This window comes from Halogeometricum sp. S3BR5-2 (assembly GCF_031624635.1).
In the GTDB taxonomy this organism is placed as follows: Archaea; Halobacteriota; Halobacteria; order Halobacteriales; family Haloferacaceae; genus Halogeometricum; species Halogeometricum luteum.
The window spans coordinates 679,328-697,826 of record NZ_JAMQOQ010000001.1 but is presented as its reverse complement, the minus strand read 5'-3'; the positions used below and the strand labels follow the sequence as shown (position 1 = coordinate 697,826).

Below are 18,499 nucleotides of genomic sequence, written 5' to 3'. Positions count from 1 at the left end.
CCGTGTCCGTCACGGACTCGCTCGGCCGGGCCGTCTCCGACCGCGACGTGCTGTACGCCGGCCTGTTGGCGAACACGCTCGGCATCCTCGCGCTGGCGTACGTTCTCGTCACGGGCATCGACGTCTCGCAACCGCGCTACACCTTCTACGGACTGCTCTGGATAGTCGTCGGCGTGCTCGCCGTCTGGAAGACGACGCCCGCGCCGACCGACGCCCGGACCCGCCGGCGGGCCGCCGCCGTCGCCGTCGGTTACGCCGTCGTGCTCGCGTTCGCGGGCGGCGTCGTCGTCACCTCGACGATGTCGGTCGGTCCCGACTGGGCGTTCCGCGTCGCCACGCTCGCGCCCGGATGGGGACCCGCGCCGACGATATCCACGCCGTTCGCCACCGTCGTCCTCATGCCGGCCCGCGTCGTCGGCTACCTCGCGCTGTCGTACCTCGTGTACGCCACGGTCATCGACGCCGCCGGGTCGGCCGTCTCCGGTGCGCTGGGACTGCTCTCCTGCGTCTCCTGCTCGTGGCCCATCCTCGCCTCCCTGTTCACGGGCGTGTTCGGCGGCGGGTCGGCCGTCGTCGCCGCGACGTTCGACCTCTCCTACGACATCTCGACGGTCGTCTTCCTCGTCACCGTCGCTCTGCTGTACTGGCGGCCGTTCGGCTTCGGGCGCGGGAACTGAGGAGCGCCCGCGTTCACGTTCAGGTTTAACTTCCCCGCGGGCGGACACTCCGGTATGAGCGAGGTCGAAATAGAGTACTGCGTGCCGTGCGGGTTCTTAGGGCGGGCCGAGGAGATGCAGCACGCCGTCCTCGAACAGTTCGGCGAGCGAATCGACCGCGTCTCCCTCGTGACGGGCGACCACGGCGTCCTCACCGTCGCCGTCGACGGCGAACTCGTCTGGGACAAAAGCGAGGACGAGTACGACGTGGACGAGGTCACCCGCCGCGTCCGGGCGGCGCTCTGAGCGGTGAAGTCAGTCGAACACGCCGTCGTCGGCGCCGTCGTCTCGGCGGCCGCGGCGACGCTCCTCTTTCCCACCCCGAGCGGCGTCGCCTTCGGCGGTCTCGTCCTCTTCGGCGTCCTCCTGAGCGTCTTCGTCGACCTGGACCACTTCCTCATCGCCCGGGCGATGGCGGGCGACTGGCGCAACCTCGAACGCGCGGTGACGAACCCGCGCGTCGGACTCGTCGAGCAGGAGAAGGTGTTCGCCGAACTGGACGAGGAGGGCCTCGTCCAGCGCCGACTGCTCAGCCACCACCTCATCGGCGGCGCCCTGACGCTCGCGCTCGCGCTCCTCGGCCTCGGGCGCCTCGCCGTCTTCGTCGCCGTCGTCCTCTACGCGCACGTCCTCTGCGATTACCTCAGGGACATCGGCTACGCGTGAGTCGCCGGCCGTCTCGGACCCGCGCTCAGTGCCAGAGCCGCCCGTCCTCGTCGTAGCGCGCGTCCATGATTCGCTCCCACTGTTCCTCGGAGAGGTCGACGTCCGCCGCGCCGACGTTCTCGTCCAGTTGCTCCTCGGTGCGCGCGCCGACGATGGGCACCACCGTCGCGTCGGGGTAGTCCATCAGCCAGCGGAGCGCCACCTGCGCGGGCGAGGCGTCCACCTCGTCGGCCACCTCGCGCACGGCGTCGAGCACCTTCCATCCGCGTTCCGAGAGGTAGAACTGGTCGAACCGGTCGTCGAACGACGCGCGGGAGCCGTCGGGCGCGACCACCTGCTTCGGGTCATCGGGGTCGGCGCGCTCGTACTTGCCGGTGAGGAAGCCGCCCGCCAGCGGCGAGTACGGGCAGACGGCGAGTTCTTGGTCCCCGCAGACGTCGAGGTACTCCTTCACGTCCTCGTAGTAGCCCGCGTGGAACAGCGGCTGGGTCACCTCGAAGCGCTCGTAGTCCTCCACATCCGATTTCCACAGCGCCTTCGTGAGTTGCCACGACGCCATGGTCGAGGCACCGAGGTAGTTCACCTTCCCCTTCTCGACGAGGGCGTTCAGCGCCGACAGCGTCTCTTCGATGTCGGTCTCCTCGTCCCAGCGGTGGATGTAGTAGAGGTCGAGGTAGTCGGTGCCGAGGCGGTCCAAGGTCCCCTCTATCTGGTTGCGGATGTGCGTCCGCGAGAGCCCCGAGCCGTTGGGGTTGTCCTCGTCGAACGGGAAGTACACCTTCGAGGCGAGGACGTACTCCTCCCGGTCGCGCTGTGAGAGCCAGTCGCCGATCCACGACTCCGAGCGGCCGTTCGGGTTCCCGTACACGTTCGCGGTGTCGATGAAGTTGCCCCCGCGGTCGGCGAACGCGTCCAGGAGGTCGTGGGCGTCGCTCTTCGACGTCTCCAACACGCCGTTCGTCTCGCGGCCGAAGCGCCACGTCCCGAAGCAGAGTTCGGACACCTTCGTACCAGTGCTGCCGAGTCGCCGGTAGTCGAGGCTCATGCCCGGGGAGACGGGAGGCCGGTGCAAAAGTGTGACACTACCGGAGAATCCCCCTCCTCCGGTCGGACACTCGCCGGCGTCCCGCCCGCTCCGCTTGCGGCGACGAACCTTACTCGTCGGCGGAGTATTTTTGCTCTCAGACACGTATCGGTCGCTACATGTCCGAACTCACGGTCGTCGCCATCGGCCTCGGCGACCTCGGTCGCCTCGAGTGCCGCAGTATCGACTCGATGGACGGTGTCTACATCGCCGCCGGCGCGGACCCCTCTCCGGACGCCCGCGACGCCTTCCAGTACGAACTCGGCCGCCACACGTACGACTCCCACGAGGCGATGCTGGACGACGTGGACGCCGACGCGGCTATCATCTCGACGCCGCACACCCTCCACTACGACCACGCGAGCGCCTGTCTGGACCGCGGCGTCCACGTCCACGTGGAGAAGCCGATGGTGACGGACCTCGGCGACGCCCGCGCGCTCGTCGACCGGGCGCGCGAGTCCGACCGCGTCCTCGCCGTCGGCTATCAGCGCCACTTCGACGACCGCTTCCGGGAGATTCGGCGACTCGTCGACGACGGGCGCATCGGCGCCCCGCACATGGCGACGTGTTACCTCGAACAGGACTGGGTGCAGTGGAACCGCGACCGCTGGCGCGGGAACCCGGACCTCTCCGGCGGCGGCCAACTGTACGACTCCGGGTCGCACCTCTTGGACGCCCTCCTCTGGACGACGCGGAGCACCCCCGTCGAGGTGTCGGCGACGCTGGACGACCGGGGGGCCGACGTGGACGTGAACTCGGCGCTGGCGGTCACGCTGGACCGCGACGGCGACCGACTCACCGCGAGCGTCGGCGTCTCCGGCGAGGGACCGAGCGGACCCGCCCCGGCCGAAGCGCTCCGTATCTGGGGTACCGAGGGCTCCCTCTCGTTCGACGGCGAGACACTCCGCGTCGTCGAGGGCGGAACAGAGTACGAGGCGACGCCGTACGAACCGACGTTCGAGGAACTCACCGCGCGGAAGTTGGAGAACTTCGTCGGCGCGATACGGGGCGAGGCCGAGTTGGCGATTCCGCCGTCCGACGCCGTGAAGGTCACTGCACTGACTGAAGCGGCGTACGAGTCCGCCGACTCCGGCCGCCGGGTCGCCGTCGACGCCGATATCTGAGGCGGTCGGAGGCGGCCCGAGGCGCGGAGAGCGAAATCAGGGGGCGACCAGCCGATGCAACCGGCCCATCCGGTCGTTCAGTCCGCGCGCGCCCGTCGACAGCACGAACAGGTCCTCGCCCTCCCGGCCGAAGGCGGTGACGAACGACCCCGGCGCGTCGTCGCCGGTTATCGGCACTTCGGCTATCGGCCACGGCGTCGACTCCGAGTCGGGGTCCGCCGCGAACAGGCGGCCGTTCGACTGCCAGTCCGCGAACAGGTACGCGCCCGCGAGGTCCGTCCCGGCGAGGGCCTCGTCGCGGACGACGTAGCCGCCGATGACCGAGATTCCGGTCGGGCCGTCGCCCGAGTGCGGGTACTCTATCACCGGGTCGACGAGAGGGTCGCCGTCGGGCGTCGTCGTCGGACACTCGTCCGTGCCGTAGCAGTGCGTCCCCTCGCGGACGTTCCACCCGTAGTTGCCGCCCCGTTCGACGACGCTCACCTCCTCGTACGCGCTCTGTCCCACGTCGGCGACGTAGAGGTCCCAGTCGTCCGAACTCCGAATATCGAAGGAGAACCGCCACGGGTTGCGAAAACCCCACGCGTACTGCTCGTCTCTCCCCTCGCGTCCGACGAGGGGGTTGTCGTCGGGAATCCCGTACGGCCGGCTCTCCCCCTCCGAATCCACGTCGATTCGGAGGATGCTCCCCAAGAGATTCTCGGTCACGTCCTGCCCGTTGCCGCCCTCGACGGCGTCGTACCAGTCGGAGACGTGGCCGGTTCCCCTGTCGCCGCCGCCCCCGCCGTCGCCGGTGCCGACGTAGAGGAGGCCGTCCGGACCGAACCCGACGGACCCGGCGTTGTGGTTCGACTGCGGTTCGGGCAGTTCCAAGAGCGTCCGCTCCCGTCCCCCGCCGACGGTCCGCGCGTCGGGGTCGACGGTGAACTCGCTGAGGACGAACGTGTGGCTGTAGCTCTGCGGCGTTCCTTCCCGCCGGGGCGCGCTGTACCGGACGTACAGGCGGCCGTCGTCCGCGAACTCGGGGTGCGGGGCGACGCCGAGCAGTCCCCGTTCGTCGTAGCCGTCGATGTCGACGACCCTGTCCCTGATATCGAGGTACGGCGCGTCGCGGCGGCCGTCGGCGGTCACCTCGTAGACGACGCCGGGTTGGTCGACGACGAACCGGCGGTCGGTGCCGTCCGGCGCGAAGAAGTCGACGGGCGAGACGAACCCCGAGGCGACGGGTTCGGCGGCGACGCGGGCGTCGTTCAGGTTCGGTCCGCCGTCGGTTCCCGCTCTCGTTCCCGTCCCGTTCTCTTCCCCGCCGTCGCCCGAGTCCGACCCGGTCCGTTCCGCCGGCGGGTCGTCGCTTCCGTCCCCGTTCGTCGGGACCGAGTTACAGCCGGCGACGCCGGCGAGGAGGGCCGACAGGCCGGACGCGAGCGCGCGGCGGCGGGACAGGGGTGGCATCGTCGAAGTTCAGGGAGCGCCGAGAATAAGCGTTGTCGTCGTGTCGCCCCGGTGAGAGGAGTGGAAGCCGGCTCGAAACCCGTCCCCGAATCCGAATCCTTACCCGCGGACCGCGCCGAACTCGTCGCATGGACGAGGTACTCGTCGCCGAGAACCTTCGGAAATCCTACGGCGACAAGGAGGCCCTCTCGGACGTCTCGCTGTCGGTCGCGGCGGGCGAGGTGTTCGGACTCATCGGCCCCAACGGCGCGGGCAAGACGACGCTCGTTCGCGCCCTCACCGGAACCACCCCCGTCGACGGCTCCGTGTCCGTCCTCGGCGCGCCGCCGACGGACGTCGACCGCTCCCGCGTCGGACTGCTGCCGCAGTCGTTCTCGCCCGCCTCGCGGCTCACCGCGCGCGAACTCGTCACCTACTACGCCGGCCTGTACGACGAGTCGCGCGACCCCGAATCGGTGCTCGCGGACGTAGGCCTGACGGGCGACGACGCGACGACGTGGTACGAGGACCTCTCGGGCGGACAGCAGCGACGCGCCTGCGTCGCCGCCGCCTTGGTGAACGACCCCGACGTGCTCTTCCTCGACGAACCGACGACGGGCATCGACCCGGCGGGCCGGCGCGACCTGTGGGACCTCCTCGACGGCCTCGCCGCGGGGGGGACGACGGTGTTCCTGACCAGCCACTCGATGCCGGAGGTCGAACGCCTCGCCGACCGGGTCGGCCTGCTGAACGCGGGCGAACTCGTCGCCGTCGGCTCGCCCGGCGAACTCGTCGCCGCGCACGGCGGCGACAGCCGACTCGAAGTCGAGACGGAGGCGCCGCCGGAGACGGTGGCGGGGTCCTTCGACAGCGGTTTCCGCGTCGATGCCCGGGGCGGCCGCCTCGTCTTCGAGGGGTTGACCCCGCGCGACATCGGCGACGCCGTCCGCGAACTCGACGACGCGGGCGTCGCCTACGGCACGCTGACGTGGACGCAACCGGACCTCGAAGACGTCTACCTGACGCTCACGGGCGAGTCCTTCGAGGGGCAATCGACCGTCGCCGACGCGGTGGCGGCCGACGGCGGAACCGCGGGCGGAGACGAGGACGGAGGTGACGGCCGGTGAGTTCGCTCGGTCGCATCCGCGCGGAGTTCACCGCCTCGTGGCACTCGTTCCTGCGGCGGCGCACGGCGGTGTTCTTCACGTTCTTCTTCCCGGTCATCATCGTGCTCATCTTCGGCGCCTTGGTGCAGACGCAACCGACCGGCGGCGGCCTGTTCGCGGAGGACCCCGCCTACTACGTGCCGGGCTACCTCGCCGTCGTCGTCCTGTTCACGCCGCTGTCGCGCGTCGGGTCGACCATCGCCCGGCACCGCGAGGGGAACCGCTTCGAGAAACTGGCGACGACGCCGCTCTCTCGGTCGGAGTGGCTGCTCGGTCAGACGCTCGTCAACGTCGTCGTCATCGGACTGGCGGCGCTGGCGCTGCTCGTCCTCACCGTCGTCGTGACGGGCGTGTCGCTCCCCCTCCGACCCGCGACGCTCTCCATCGTGCTGTTCGTCGCCCTCGGCGTCACGCTGTTCTGCGGCCTCGGAGCTATCATCGGCCGCGTCGCCGACTCGCAGGACGGCGTCATCGCCGCGTCGAACGCCATCGCCCTGCCCCTCCTCTTTCTCTCGGAGACGTTCGTGACGCCCGACCTACTGCCCGCGTGGTTCCGCCCCGCGCTGAACCTCTCGCCGCTGACCTACTTCGCCCGCGGCGTCCGCGCGGTGACGACGGAGACGGGCGACCCGTGGACGAACCTCGCCGTCCTCGCCGCCCTCTCGGCGCTGTTCTTCGCGGCCGGCGCGTACGCCATCCCGCGGACGGACTGAGAGCCGCCCCCCGTCCGCTCGACTCCGTCACTCGCCGGTGAACTCCGGGTCGCGCTTCTCGCGGAACGCGGCGGTCCCCTCGCGCAGGTCGTCGGTGCTGAACAGGAGGCCGAACCCCTGACTCTCCATCGCGAGGGCGGCGTCGAGGCTCGCGTCGGCGCCCTCGTTCATCACCTTCTTCGCGACTTCGAGCGCGAGAGGCGGACCGTTCAACAGGTCGTCGACGAACTCGCCGACCACGTCGTCGGACTCCGCGGACGGGACGGCGCGGTTGACGAGGCCCCACTCCTCGGCGCGGTCGGCGCCGATGCGGTTCCCCCGGAAGACGAGTTCCTTCGCGCGCGTCTCCCCGAGCATCCGGAGCAGTTTCTGCGTGCCGCCGCCGCCGGGGATGAGTCCAAGGTTTATCTCGGGAGCGCCGAACTCCGAGCCCTCGGTGGCGACTCTGAGGTCGCAGGCGAGTGCGAGTTCGAGGCCGCCGCCGAGGCAGTAGCCCTCTATCTTCGCGAGCGTCGGCCGCGGGAACTCCTCGACCGTCTCGAACGCGGGCGTCACGTCCATCGCGTCGGTCGGCGACCGGTCGGCGAAGCCCTCGATGTCGGCGCCGGCGGAGAACGCCCGGTCGCCCGCGCCCTCGAACGTGACGCACCGGACCGAATCGACGTCCACCGACGACAGCAGGTCGTCGATTTCCTCCAAGAGGTCCGTCGACAGCGCGTTCATGCGTTCGGGGCGGTCCAACTCGATTTCGAGCAGGCCTTCCTCCGAGAGGTCGTAGTTCAGAAACCGGTAGTCGCCGGGCCCCTCGCCGCCGGAATCGTAGTCGTAGAACCCCGCGCCCGCCGCGCGTCCTGTCTTCCCGGACTCGACGAGTTCGACGAGGTGATCGTCGGGGGCGAACCGCTCCTCGCCCGTCTCCTCGGACAGGGTTTCGAGTTTCTTCAGAATCGCGTCCAGACCGATATCGTCCGCGCGGCGGCAGATTCCCTCCGGGAAGCCGAGGCCGAGGCGGACGCCGGTGTCCACCTCCTCGGGCGTCGCCACGCCGTCGCCGATGAGTCGCGCCGCCTCGTTGGCCATCCGCGCCTCGACGCGCAGTGTGTCGAACTCGCCGACGTCGTCGGGGGTGTAGTCCGCCCCCGCGCCCGACTCGTAGTCGTAGTGCCCCCGCCCCGTCTTCCGGCCGAGGTCGCCGTTCTCCACCTTCTCGGCCATCACCGGCGGAATCGGCCGCCCCGCCTCCTCGCGGACGTGGTGGGTCACGTCGATGCCGGTGAGGTCCGACAGTTCGAACGGTCCCATCGGATAGCCGCGCCGGTGGACCATCGCGGCGTCGGCCTCCCGGACCGTCGCTTCTCCTTCCGAAACCATCCACGCCGGTTCGGCGATGTACGGGCCGAGCACGGTGTTGACGACGAACCCGGAGACGTCCTTGCGGACGTAGATTGGCGTCTTGTCGAGGGACTCGACGAACCCGTAGGCGGCCTCGGCCGTCTCCTCCGTCGTCTCCGCGCCGTAGATGACCTCCACCAGCGCCATCTTCACCGGCGGGTTGAAGAAGTGCATCCCGACCACCGACTCGGGCCGCGAGGTGGCCGAGGCGATTTCCATGATGGAGAGACTGGACGTGTTCGACGCGAGAACGGCGTTCTCAGGTGCGTGCTCGTCCAGCTCGGCGAATATCTCCTTTTTCAAATCCATCCGCTCGGGCGCCGCCTCGATGACGAGGTCAGCGTCGGCGACGGCGGATTCGAGTTCGACGGCGGTGTCGACGCGCGCGAGAACGTCCGCGACGGACTCGTCGAGTCGCCCCTTCTCGGCCAGTTTCTCCAGACTCCACTCGATGCTCTCGTACCCCTCCGAGACCAGTTCCTCCTCGACGTCGCGCATCACCACGTCGTAACCGGCGACGGCGGCTACCTCCGCGATGCCGTGGCCCATGTTGCCCGCGCCGAGAACGGTCACGCGTCGCACGTCGACATCTGTCATGGTCGGCCGGTTCCGCCCGCGCGTGCTTAACTCCACCGAGAATAATTAACAATGTAAGGTCGATAGACGAGGAGTGAAACGCCGTTCGGAGCTACGTCTCGCCGGCGTCAGGTGGTAACGCTCCGTCGGGGCCGGCGCGAGGGAGAGAGCGCAGTCGACTCTCGAACGACGACGACGCCCGCTTATCGAACCGGGATGTCGACGCCGCCGCGCCCGTCGCCCCCGTCGGGTTCGCCGCGGCGACGGCGTCCGCGGCGGCGGACGCGGTAGCCGTCGGACCCCTCGACGGGCGGGCGTTCGTCGAGGACGACGGTGAGCGTCTCGGGGTTGCCGTCGCGTATCACCTCGATGTCGACGGGTTCGCCGGGGTGCGTCTCCGTGATGAGATAGCGCATCAGTTCCTCGTGCGAGCGGACCTCCTCGTCGCCGACGCCGACGACGACGTCGCCGCCGACGGGGATGCGTTGCCCGCGGACGGTCCGCCTGTCGCGGCACCCGCGGAGGGCGTCGCCGTCGCGCGGTCCCTCGGCCACCTCCACGACGAGGACGCCGCGCGGGTCGTCCAGACCGTTCGCCTCCGCGACGGCGGGCGTCACGTCGAGCATCCGCGCCCGGAGGTACGAGTGCGGGTAGCGCCCGACGGCGATGAGCGTCGGGACGATTTGGTTGAGGATGGTCGGCGAGACGGCGAAGCCGATGTTGTCGCCCTGCTTCGCGCGGTTGACGCCCACCACCTCGTAACGCTGCGTCGGGTCCGCTCCCTCCGCCCCTTCGTCGACGTACACCGCCACGAGGGGGCCGCCGGAGTTCCCCGGGTTGATGGGCGCGTCCGTCTGCACCACGTCGGGGATGGAGAACCCGCCGGAGGTGGGCATCGACCGGTTCGCGCCGGAGACGATGCCGGCGGTGATGGACCCGTCGAGTCCGAGGGGGTTGCCGAGGGCGGCGACGGGCCGGCCCGGCAGGGGGTTCTCTGGGGCGATGGGGAGCGGTGTTGCGGACTCGGGGAGTCCGTCGACGGCGACGACGGCCAGGTCGGTGTAGGCGTCCGTGCCGACCACCTCGCCGACGGCCCACGACCCGTCGGCGAAGCGGAGTTCCACCTCCTCGACCGCTCCGACGACGTGTTCGTTCGTCACGACGTGGTGCTCGTCGTAGACGAACCCCGACCCGGCGCCGACGCCGGGGGCGCGGCGCCCGACGTACAGGGAGACGACGGACGGAATCACGTCGCGGTACAACTGCTCGAAGTCTGCGTCTGCGTGCATGGTGCGCGGCCCGGGCGGGTCGCTAACCCGAGGTAAGCGCCGTGCCTATTTGACCGTGCCGCGTGGTGTCACCGGGCAGATACTCCGACGCGAGCGACAGGGCGGCGCCGCCGCGCCCCGTCTCGGGTGTTTATTAGGCGCCGCGGCGGACTCCGAGACGACATGGTCGCCTCCGACTCCACCGAGGACATGAACCGACTGACCGAGAGCGGCGTCGTCGCGGTGATGCGCGGCGCCGACGCGGACACCGTCATCGACGTGGCGCAGGCGCTCAACGACGGCGGCGTCACGGCCTACGAGATAACCGCGGACAACCCCGACGCGATGGACCTCATCCGCGAGGTGTCGGCCTCGTTCACCGAGGAGGAGGCCATCGTCGGCGCGGGGACGGTGCTCGACGGCGCGACGGCCCGCAGCGCCGTCATGAACGGCGCGGAGTTCGTCGTCGGGCCGAACTACAGCCGAGAGGTCGTCGAGACCTGTAATCGGTACGGCACCCTCGTCGCGCCCGGCATCCTCACGCCGACGGAGGCGGTGAACGCCTACGAGGCCGGCGCCGACATGGTGAAGGTGTTCCCGGCGTCGGTGATGGGTCCGGACCACCTCTCCAGTCTCAAGGGTCCGCTGCCGCAGATTCCGCTGATGCCGACGGGCGGCATCGACATCGACAACGTGGCCGACTACATCGAGGCGGGCGCCGTCGTCGTCGGCGCGGGCAGCGCCATCATGGACGCCGACGCCATCGAGGCGGGCGACTTCGAGTCCATCACCGAGACGGCCCGGGAGTTCACGAACGTCATCGAGGACGCGCGCGAGTCCGCCGGGTCCCAGTAACCCCGTCTCCCGCCCTCAGCGAATCGAACCCACCTTCTCGCGGTGCGTCTCCGACACCGAGTCGCGGAGCGCCTCCGAATCAGTCTCGCCGTCCAGTGAGACGAGGTACGCCGCGCCGTCGTCGTCGCCGTACGCCCGCTGGAAGTCGTAGACGAGGCCGGCGACGGCCACGTCCTCCGGCACCGCGTCGTTCTGGACGAGGAACTCCACCTGCGTCTGTACCGCGCACTCGACGAGTCGATTCACCGCCTCGCCGTCCGGCGTCTCGCCGTCGAAGACGCCGTCCTCGCGCGCGGACTCGACGATAGGTCTCAGTCGACCGACGGCCGCCTCGGCCGCGGGCGGGAGCGACTTCCCCGCTCCGTCGCCCGTCACGGCCTCGTAGGCGGCCGTGACGGCTCCGCACCCGGTGTGGCCGAGCACGGCTATCAGTTCGACGTCCAGCGCCGAGACGGCGTAGCCGACGGCGTCGTTGACGACGAGTTCGCCGTCCACCTCGGCCCACGCCTGGTTGCCGACGTTGACGCTCGTGAACAGGTCGCCGTCGACGTTCGCGCTCCAGACGGCGTCCGCGGGGACGCGGGAGTCGGAGCACGAAACCGAGACGACGGACGGGTCCTGTCCGTCGCGCACGCCCTCGAAGTGGTCCGCTGCGAGGTCTGCCACGTGTTCGTCGTTGCCGTCGAGTATCTTCTCCAGTGCGTCCATGCCAGTCGACACGTCCCTCCGGGGTATCAATCGGCCGGACCGCGACAGTTCTTTCTCAGACGGCCGCGAGGAGAGCGCATGACCGCGGGAGGCATCGTCTTCTTCCGGACGGCGAACCGAGCGGCGACGACCGAGTTCTACACCGACCGCGTCGACGCGACGGTGTGGCTCGAACAGCCCGGGTGTTCGATTCTCCGCCACGGGAACCTGCTCTTCGGGTTCTGCGACGCCGAAGAGACGGAGACGGAGGGCATCGTCACGTTCGTCTACGACACCGAGGACGAGGTGGACGAGATGCGCGAACGCGTCGGCGACGCGGCGCGGGAGGACCCGCACGAGAACGAGACGTACGACATCTACCAGTTCTTCGCCGAGGACCCCGACGGTCGGACCGTCGAGTTCCAGACATTCCGACACGGGGTGTCCGACCCGCTCTGAAGTCGGGTCAGCGTCCGGCGTCGTCCGGCGGCCCGTCGTCTCCGCGCCGCGCGTCCTCCGTCGCGTCGTCCCGCGTCTCCCCCCAGACGAACGGGTCCGCGTCGTCTCCGTCTTCCATCGACCCCTCCCCCGAACCGCCCTCGGCGGATTCGACCGACTCCGCCACGTCCACCTCGTCCTCGACGCCCATGCCGACGCGGCCCCGCCGGTGGGCGGCGACGGCGATTCGGAGCCGCGACTCCAGTTCGCCGCGGAGGGCGTCGGCGTCCTCGGCGTCGATGTCGACGGCCGCGGCGTCCTGCCCGCCGATGGAGAGCGACCCCGCCGTGTCGACGGTGACGGAGGCCAGTCCGAGTCGGCGCTGGAATATCGTTCGGGTGTCGATGACCGTCTGGATGCGGTAGTACGGCACCACCTTCGTCTCGCGCTTCAGCACGCCGTTCCGGGTGACGACGTGGTTCTCGCCGAGCCAGTACCCCCGATGCTTCCACTTGTAGTGCGCCGCGACGGCGGCGACGGGGAGGAGCGCGAGCGGCGCGTACCACGCGAGAAACTGCCCGAAGACGGCGTTCGCGCCGTACAGCGCGGCCGCCGCCGCGCCGATGACGATGCAGTAGCGGCCGAAGTAGCGCCGGCGCGTCCGCTTCGGCGGCCGCTCGAACTCGGGCGTCCCGACGGGTTCGATGTCCTCGACGAGCCGTTCGATGCGCTCGCGCCGGGCGACGGGGACGGCCGCCTCGGACCCGCGCGAGGAGTCGCCCTGCCCGGGCGCGTAGCCCGCCGTCTCGACCAGCAGCGTCGCGTAGCCCGCCCAGCGCTTCAGCGGGTTGTCGGCTATCGTCAGCGTCTGCACCTTGTCGAACGGGATGGACCCGTCGTAGCGCTGGAGCAGGCCGCGCTGGTACTGGAGTTCGTCGGCCGAGCGCACGAGGCGGAAGTCGTAGTAGTTCACCACCGCGACGGCGGCGCCGGCCACCCACGACGCCAGCACCCCGAGGAGGAGGAGGACGAACACGCCGACGACGACGAGGAGCGGACCCAGCCCCTCGGGGAGGAAGGAGGTGACGAACGTGAGCGCCCCCGAGAAGAACACGAACAGGACGCCGGGCACGCGGAAGTCGAACGAGAGCGCCCCGAGGATGGCGAGTTCCCGCCGGTCGAGTTCGAAGAGCACCCGCGCGTCCGGTTCGCTCGACTCGCCGTCGGCGTCGGCCGACGCCCCGCGTTTCAGCCGCCCCAGTTCGCGCTGGAGCCGCTTGGCCTCCTCGAAGGAGACGAACCGCAGGCTGGCCTCCGTGTCGCCGCCGCCGGCCGTCTCGAAGGAGACGGCGGCGATGCCCACGGCGCGCTGGACCACGTTTCGGGAGATGTCGACGTTCTGTATCCTCCTGAGCGGAATCTCGCGGTTCCGGCGGGCGAACACGCCCGACTCGATGTCGAAGGTGTCGGCGGTGAGTTCGTAGGCGAACCGCCGGAAGTAGGCGTACTCGTAGCCGACGAAGACGGCGGCCGCGAGGCTGGCCAGTCCGACGAGGACGAGGGGACCGGCGAGGCCGGCGAACGGGAGGCTGAACCCGCCCGTGGCGAGCATAAATGCGAGGGCGGCGACGATGCTCCCGCCGCGCTGGAGCACGCGGTAGGGAACCGACAGCGGTGAGAGGCGTCGAGCGGCCATCAGACCGCGTCGTCGCCCTCCGAGCGGATTGCGAGGCGCTTCAGTCGCTCGCGCAGTTCGTCGGCGCCGTCGGCGGTGAGGCCCGGCACCGACACGTCGGCGCCGCGCGACCCGGCGGTGTAGACGACGGTGCTCGCCAGTCCGACGACGCGCTCTATCGGCCCGCGCGAGGAGTCGACGTGCTGGATGCGGACGAACGGGACGACGGTTCGCACGCGGGTGAACACGCCGCGTTCGAGGTACAGCGAGTCCTCCCGCACCTCGTACCCCCACGAGCGGTAGCGCGCGACGGCGGTGGCGGCGCCGAGGAGGAACACGAGGGCGGCCGCCGCGTACGGCGTCCACGAGGGGAGGAACGGCGGCGAGAGGAACGCGACGACGGCGAACAGCACCCCGCCGACGACGAGCGCCGAGACGGCCGCGCTGGCGACCCAGAGCAGTTGTACGCGCGGGTCGAGCCGGTTCATCGTCGGGGGCGGCGAGCGAAGCGGAGAGCGGTGGACGGAGGCGACGCCGCGGCGGAGGCTGTCGGACTCATGCTAGGTGGCGTTCCGTGCTCGTGCTAAATATCTGTGGCGAGACGCCGGCGGGCCGTCGGCGCCGAACCGCGGGCCCCCCCGGTCGTCTCAGAGCGTCGCCACCGACCGCCGGTCGACGCGAACCAGCGCCGTCTCGACGAGCGACCGGGCGCTCGCGAGGGCGTCCAGCGCGGGGTGGTCGACCGGCAGGTCGGCGTAGAGGTACGTCTCGACGCTCGGCGCCCGGTCCGAGAGGCCCCGTCCGTGCGACCGTATCGTCTCCTGCCGGCGCGCGGCCGCCTCGTCCAGGCCGTCCCGCACGTCGACGACGGCCGCGCGGAGTCGGGCGAGGTCCGCGAACGACCGCTCCGAGAGCGGCCGGTCGTCCAGCGCCCGGAGGCGGTCCACGGCGTCGTCGACGGCCGCGCCGGCCGCCGCCAGCGACGACGACTCGGCGTCCAGCAGGGAGACGAACTCCCCGCGTTCGCGCATCGAGGCCGTCGCCCCCTCGACGACCGCCGCCCGGAGCGGCGGGGTCAGCGTCCCGTCGCCGGTCAGACCGGCGGCGACGGCCTCCCCGAACTCGGCGGCGACGCTGTCGGCGTACTCGTCGCCGTACTCCGCCTCGTAGTGCGGAACCGCCATCACGGTCCGCCGGTACTCCCGCCGGACGGCGGTCAGCGAGGCCGACTGCCCGGTTCGCGAGAGCGCCTCGGCCGTCGGCGGACCGCCCGCGCGCCCCGTCGGCGCGGTCGGTCGAACGTCCGCGACGGCCGAGCGGAACGCCCGGAACGCCGTCCGTTCGTCCGTGCAGCGCCGCCGCTCGCGTCGGACTATCGAGGCGGCGTCGCCGAGGTGCGCGTCGACGAACGGCGTCCCATCGCCGTCCGACCGACTCATCGCTCGACGGCCCGCGAGAACGTTCCCAGCGCGGTGGTTCGACGGATGACGATTCCGCCGTCCGCGCCGAGTTCGATGGTCAACGGGGCGTCAGCGTCGCTGGAGTCGTCTCCTCGCATCTCGTCTGTCGGTCCGACCGCTCGGCAGATGAAACTACCGGACGTAATATATATTCGTCACATACGTCTATGGAGTCTACGTAGTTGCGAGGCGAAATTAGTAGGGGACGAATCCGGCGGCGAGGAGGCCGCCGTCGACGAGGAGGAGCACCCCGACGACGGCCGCCGCGCGGAAGACGGTGATGCTCTCCCGGACGGGCGTCCGGACGCGCTTCTCCCGGAGTCCGGCGACGAGTCGGCTCCGACCTATCTCCACGAGGGCGGCGAGCGCCACCCAGAGGACGAGCATGGCGAGGACGAGGTGGCCGCGGCCGGACCCAGCGAGCAGTTCGAAGGTGTAGCGCGTCCCGGCGAGGTGGCCGCCGGTGAGGAACATCACCACCGACGCGGCGCGGGACCCGTAGACGAGTCTGTCGGCCAGCGTCTCCAGCGGTCCGGCGTCCAGCGACCCGTCGAGAGCGGCGGGGAGCACCGCCCCGGCGACGAAGACGACGCTTCCCACCCAGAGCGCGCCGGTGAGGACGTGCAGCGTGACCATCGCGGTGTCGAGTACCATGTCGTCGCGTTCGCCTCTCGCCGCTTGAACGCCGGTGATTCGAGTCGGCCCGTTTGGTGTGTGGTAGAACGACACGGAGTGCCGCACGAACGGCACGCTCAGCGGCTCTGTGATGCGCAGACGGCCGTTAGGTACTACGTGAGTCGCGCACAAACGTGAAGCGTGCCTGACAACCCCGAAAAGCAGCCGAGCGACGAAGTCGACCTGAACCAGATTCAGCAGTCTCGCACGGAGGGCGAAGCCTACCAGACGTCGGTCTCCTACATGGCCAACACCGTCGCCAACGACGGCGGCACGACCGAGGCGGGCGACTACATTCTCGGCTACGCGCAGGAAGAAGCCGAACCGATGTACACGCTCGCGGGCGAAGGGGAGTTCGAACTCGACGAACCCGACGACGAGAACTGCCACCTCGAAGTCGTCGTCGCCGACCGCGGCGACAAGCGGTTCGTCCCCTACTGCGACGTGTCCGCGACGCTCGAACGCGACGTCGCCGAACAGAGTTCGGCGGGCAACCAGACGCAGTCTGGTGACGGCGAGGAGTACGGCCCCTTCGAACTCGACTTCCTCTGGCACCCCGGCGTCTACCACTACGGTTCCAACGTCGAGGTGCCCGAGGGCGGAACGTACGACATGCACGTGACCGTCGAACCGCCGGAGTTCCACCGCCACGACGAGCAGAACGGCGACCGCTACGGCGAGACGGTCGAGGTGACGTTCGAGGAGATAGACGTCGAGACGGGACAGGACTGACGCCGCGCCGGCGCAGTTCGGGCACGGCGACGCGGAGGCGAAGACGAACGCGAAACGCGGACCGACCGCGTTCTTCCTTCTTTCGACCGGTCGCGCGAGGAGCGCCCGGCCTCAGTCGCGCGCGAGGTGGACTCTCCCGGCGGTGACGTCCGCGCCCGACGAGTGGTGCAGGAGGGGGTCCGCGTCGGGTCGCTCGAAGCCGTTGGCGGCGAACAGCGTGTTCGTCCGGAACTCGGCGTCGGCCTCGCGGAGCGGCCACGGGTCGTGCGCGATGTCGCCGTAGACGAGCGTCCGGCCGGACGCGTAGAAGCGGTAGTTCTCGGTCAGGAAGTGTTCGAGCGTCCCCGGTTCGGCCGCGAACGCCTCGCCGGTCGGTCGGTACGTCGCGTCGAAGTGCGCGGCCGGCGCCCCCCGATGCGTGCGGTGGCTGGCGAACTCGATTTCTTCCCCTCGGCGCCGGACGCGCATGTCGGCGCGGTAGTACGGGAGCGCGTAGAGGCGGCGGGCGACGGGGACGCCGAGCCAATCGTCCGCGTCGAGGTTGAAGAAGTACACCGCGTGGCCGTCCTCCCCCGGCCGCCGGACGTACGTCCGGAGGTTCAGTTCGGGAAAGGAGAGGCCGAACGGCGCCCCTTTGGGTCGGATGTCCTCCATGGCGAAGGCGACGACGCCCAGCCACGCCCGTCCGTCGAAGGTGGCGACATCCAGTCCGTTCGGGAGGCGGGCCGCGACCGTCTCGGGGGCGACGGGCCAGTGGGCGAACAGGGCGTCGCGCCAGCGCATCCGCAGCAGTCCGTCCAGGTTCGGGAGCGGGAGCGAGGGCGGGAACGCGGAGTCTCCTGCGACCATCTGTCCGGGGCTGAGGACCGCGCGCACTTGCGCGTTCCGCCCCTCCCCGTCGACCGTCTCTCGACTGTTCCCTCCGAGCGCCGACCCGCCCGTCGGCCACAGCGGACTTGAGTGTCGCTCGCAAACCGTCGGTATGGAGTTTCGCGTCGTCCAAGGAGACATCGCACAGCGGTCCGCCGACGCCCTCGTCAACGCCGCCGGCACGAGCCTACAGATGGGTTCGGGAGTCGCGGGCGCGTTGAAGCGGCGGGCCGGGCGGGGTCTCGACGCCGCGGCGACGTCCCAGGGACCCATCGACCTCGGCGCGGTGGCCGTCACGGAGGCCTTCGAACTCGACGCTCGGTGGGTCGTCCACGCCGCCGCGATGCCGCACTACGGCGACGGGCGGGCGACGGTCGACAGCATCCGCGACGCGACGCGGAACGCCTTGAAGCGCGCCGACGAACTCGGCTGCGAGTCGCTCGTCATCCCGGCGCTCGGGTGCGGCGTCGCCGGGTTCGACCTCGAAGAGGGGGCGCGCATCATCTGCGAGGTCATCCACGCCTACGAGCCGTCGTCGCTCGACGACGTGCGGTTCGTCGCCTACGACGAGTCGGAGTACGAGACGGTCGAACGCGTCGCCCGCGAGGTCAGCGGGGCGGGGGCGGGCGGCGCCGCGGCGGGGGACTGACGGCGCGAATCGACGACCGCGACTGAACCGTTTTTGCGCCTCCGGCCCCTCCATCCGCCGATGCGCGTTCCGGACGACGCGCCGCCGACGTGCCCCGTCTGCGGCGTCGCCTACGACTCCGTCTCAGAGCACGACGCCGGACTGATGGTGAACCTCCTCGACAACGACGCCTACCGACGGATATGTTTCGACCCCGTCGCCGTCGACGGGCGACCGCACGTCCGGTTCTACCACCACACGCACGGACAAGTGGCGGACGGCGGGAACGGGGAGTGACGCATCCCGAGCCACGCTTTTGTGAGGCGGTCGTCAACTGAGAGGG

At 70.2% G+C, this 18,499-nt stretch carries 22 protein-coding genes; 11 read left to right on the top strand and 11 right to left on the bottom strand.

What is annotated here, in order from left to right:
• The first annotated feature begins 2 nt into the window (after window positions 1–2).
• Genes NDI79_RS03590 through NDI79_RS03580 form a run of 3 tightly spaced genes read left to right on the top strand, consistent with a single transcriptional unit; the run spans window position 3 to window position 1,382 of the window.
• Complete coding sequence (locus NDI79_RS03590) at window positions 3–677, top strand: DUF7546 family protein (RefSeq protein WP_310927074.1); 675 nt, start codon at window positions 3–5, stop codon at window positions 675–677.
• Between the two features lie 54 nt (window positions 678–731).
• The gene (locus tag NDI79_RS03585) at window positions 732–962 is read left to right on the top strand and encodes an Rdx family protein (protein WP_310927073.1); all 231 of its coding nucleotides are present in this window, start codon (window positions 732–734) and stop codon (window positions 960–962) included.
• 3 nt (window positions 963–965) lie between these two features.
• Window positions 966–1,382 (top strand): metal-dependent hydrolase, encoded by a 417-nt coding sequence (locus tag NDI79_RS03580; RefSeq protein ID WP_310927072.1) that lies wholly within the window; start codon window positions 966–968, stop codon window positions 1,380–1,382.
• Window positions 1,383–1,407: 25 nt separating this feature from the next.
• Here the strand turns inward: NDI79_RS03580 and NDI79_RS03575 are convergent, their stop codons facing one another.
• A complete protein-coding gene (locus NDI79_RS03575; RefSeq protein ID WP_310927071.1) occupies window positions 1,408–2,427 on the bottom strand; it encodes an aldo/keto reductase in 1,020 nt (339 codons plus the stop codon).
• A gap of 158 nt (window positions 2,428–2,585) precedes the next feature.
• Here NDI79_RS03575 and NDI79_RS03570 point away from each other — a divergent pair, with 158 nt between their 5' ends.
• A complete protein-coding gene (locus tag NDI79_RS03570; RefSeq protein ID WP_310927070.1) occupies window positions 2,586–3,590 on the top strand; it encodes a Gfo/Idh/MocA family protein in 1,005 nt (334 codons plus the stop codon).
• A 36-nt stretch (window positions 3,591–3,626) separates the two neighbouring features.
• On the opposite strand, the gene NDI79_RS03565 is transcribed toward NDI79_RS03570, so the two are convergent.
• Window positions 3,627–5,042, bottom strand: a complete 1,416-nt coding sequence (locus NDI79_RS03565) for a PQQ-dependent sugar dehydrogenase (RefSeq protein ID WP_310927069.1) — start codon at window positions 5,040–5,042, stop codon at window positions 3,627–3,629.
• 128 nt (window positions 5,043–5,170) lie between these two features.
• Here NDI79_RS03565 and NDI79_RS03560 point away from each other — a divergent pair, with 128 nt between their 5' ends.
• Window positions 5,171–6,148 carry an ABC transporter ATP-binding protein gene (locus tag NDI79_RS03560; protein ID WP_310927068.1) on the top strand — a complete coding sequence of 326 codons (978 nt, stop codon included), beginning with the start codon at window positions 5,171–5,173 and terminating at the stop codon, window positions 6,146–6,148.
• Window positions 6,145–6,900 carry an ABC transporter permease gene (locus tag NDI79_RS03555; protein ID WP_310927067.1) on the top strand — a complete coding sequence of 252 codons (756 nt, stop codon included), beginning with the start codon at window positions 6,145–6,147 and terminating at the stop codon, window positions 6,898–6,900. The genes NDI79_RS03560 and NDI79_RS03555 overlap by 4 nt, the downstream gene beginning before the upstream one ends.
• A gap of 27 nt (window positions 6,901–6,927) precedes the next feature.
• Here NDI79_RS03555 and NDI79_RS03550 read toward each other — a convergent pair whose 3' ends face one another.
• Both NDI79_RS03550 and NDI79_RS03545 read right to left on the bottom strand, forming a co-directional pair.
• The gene (locus NDI79_RS03550; protein WP_310927066.1) at window positions 6,928–8,889 is read right to left on the bottom strand and encodes a 3-hydroxyacyl-CoA dehydrogenase/enoyl-CoA hydratase family protein; all 1,962 of its coding nucleotides are present in this window, start codon (window positions 8,887–8,889) and stop codon (window positions 6,928–6,930) included.
• Window positions 8,890–9,071: 182 nt separating this feature from the next.
• Window positions 9,072–10,157 (bottom strand): S1C family serine protease, encoded by a 1,086-nt coding sequence (locus NDI79_RS03545; RefSeq protein WP_310927065.1) that lies wholly within the window; start codon window positions 10,155–10,157, stop codon window positions 9,072–9,074.
• A gap of 162 nt (window positions 10,158–10,319) precedes the next feature.
• On the opposite strand from NDI79_RS03545, the gene NDI79_RS03540 reads away from it, so the two are divergent.
• A complete protein-coding gene (locus NDI79_RS03540) occupies window positions 10,320–10,991 on the top strand; it encodes a bifunctional 4-hydroxy-2-oxoglutarate aldolase/2-dehydro-3-deoxy-phosphogluconate aldolase (protein ID WP_310927064.1) in 672 nt (223 codons plus the stop codon).
• Window positions 10,992–11,006: 15 nt separating this feature from the next.
• On the opposite strand, the gene NDI79_RS03535 is transcribed toward NDI79_RS03540, so the two are convergent.
• The gene (locus NDI79_RS03535) at window positions 11,007–11,699 is read right to left on the bottom strand and encodes a carbonic anhydrase (RefSeq protein WP_310927063.1); all 693 of its coding nucleotides are present in this window, start codon (window positions 11,697–11,699) and stop codon (window positions 11,007–11,009) included.
• A 78-nt stretch (window positions 11,700–11,777) separates the two neighbouring features.
• Here NDI79_RS03535 and NDI79_RS03530 point away from each other — a divergent pair, with 78 nt between their 5' ends.
• Window positions 11,778–12,137, top strand: a complete 360-nt coding sequence (locus tag NDI79_RS03530; protein WP_310927062.1) for a VOC family protein — start codon at window positions 11,778–11,780, stop codon at window positions 12,135–12,137.
• A 7-nt stretch (window positions 12,138–12,144) separates the two neighbouring features.
• On the opposite strand, the gene NDI79_RS03525 is transcribed toward NDI79_RS03530, so the two are convergent.
• The 5 genes from NDI79_RS03525 to NDI79_RS03505 all read right to left on the bottom strand — a co-directional run bounded on the left by NDI79_RS03525 (window position 12,145) and on the right by NDI79_RS03505 (window position 15,905).
• On the bottom strand, window positions 12,145–13,812 hold the full coding sequence (locus tag NDI79_RS03525; protein WP_310927061.1) for a PH domain-containing protein: 1,668 nt from the start codon (window positions 13,810–13,812) through the stop codon (window positions 12,145–12,147).
• Entirely contained in the window at window positions 13,812–14,279 is a 468-nt protein-coding gene (locus tag NDI79_RS03520) for a PH domain-containing protein (RefSeq protein ID WP_310927060.1), read from the bottom strand. The genes NDI79_RS03525 and NDI79_RS03520 overlap by 1 nt, the downstream gene beginning before the upstream one ends.
• Before the next feature lie 159 nt (window positions 14,280–14,438).
• Window positions 14,439–15,230 (bottom strand): DUF7260 family protein, encoded by a 792-nt coding sequence (locus tag NDI79_RS03515; protein ID WP_310927059.1) that lies wholly within the window; start codon window positions 15,228–15,230, stop codon window positions 14,439–14,441.
• On the bottom strand, window positions 15,227–15,349 hold the full coding sequence (locus tag NDI79_RS03510) for a hypothetical protein (RefSeq protein ID WP_310927058.1): 123 nt from the start codon (window positions 15,347–15,349) through the stop codon (window positions 15,227–15,229). Before NDI79_RS03510 ends, NDI79_RS03515 begins: the two co-directional genes overlap by 4 nt.
• Window positions 15,350–15,446: 97 nt before the next feature.
• Window positions 15,447–15,905: a CopD family protein gene (locus NDI79_RS03505; RefSeq protein WP_310927057.1), complete on the bottom strand. Its 459-nt coding sequence runs from the start codon at window positions 15,903–15,905 to the stop codon at window positions 15,447–15,449.
• Between the two features lie 162 nt (window positions 15,906–16,067).
• Here NDI79_RS03505 and NDI79_RS03500 point away from each other — a divergent pair, with 162 nt between their 5' ends.
• Window positions 16,068–16,658 (top strand): hypothetical protein, encoded by a 591-nt coding sequence (locus NDI79_RS03500; protein ID WP_310927056.1) that lies wholly within the window; start codon window positions 16,068–16,070, stop codon window positions 16,656–16,658.
• A gap of 111 nt (window positions 16,659–16,769) precedes the next feature.
• Here the strand turns inward: NDI79_RS03500 and NDI79_RS03495 are convergent, their stop codons facing one another.
• Window positions 16,770–17,507: a YqjF family protein gene (locus NDI79_RS03495; RefSeq protein WP_310927055.1), complete on the bottom strand. Its 738-nt coding sequence runs from the start codon at window positions 17,505–17,507 to the stop codon at window positions 16,770–16,772.
• 133 nt (window positions 17,508–17,640) lie between these two features.
• On the opposite strand from NDI79_RS03495, the gene NDI79_RS03490 reads away from it, so the two are divergent.
• Entirely contained in the window at window positions 17,641–18,177 is a 537-nt protein-coding gene (locus tag NDI79_RS03490; RefSeq protein WP_310927054.1) for a macro domain-containing protein, read from the top strand.
• Between the two features lie 60 nt (window positions 18,178–18,237).
• Entirely contained in the window at window positions 18,238–18,453 is a 216-nt protein-coding gene (locus NDI79_RS03485; protein ID WP_310927053.1) for a DUF8145 family protein, read from the top strand.
• Window positions 18,454–18,499: the final 46 nt, after the last annotated feature.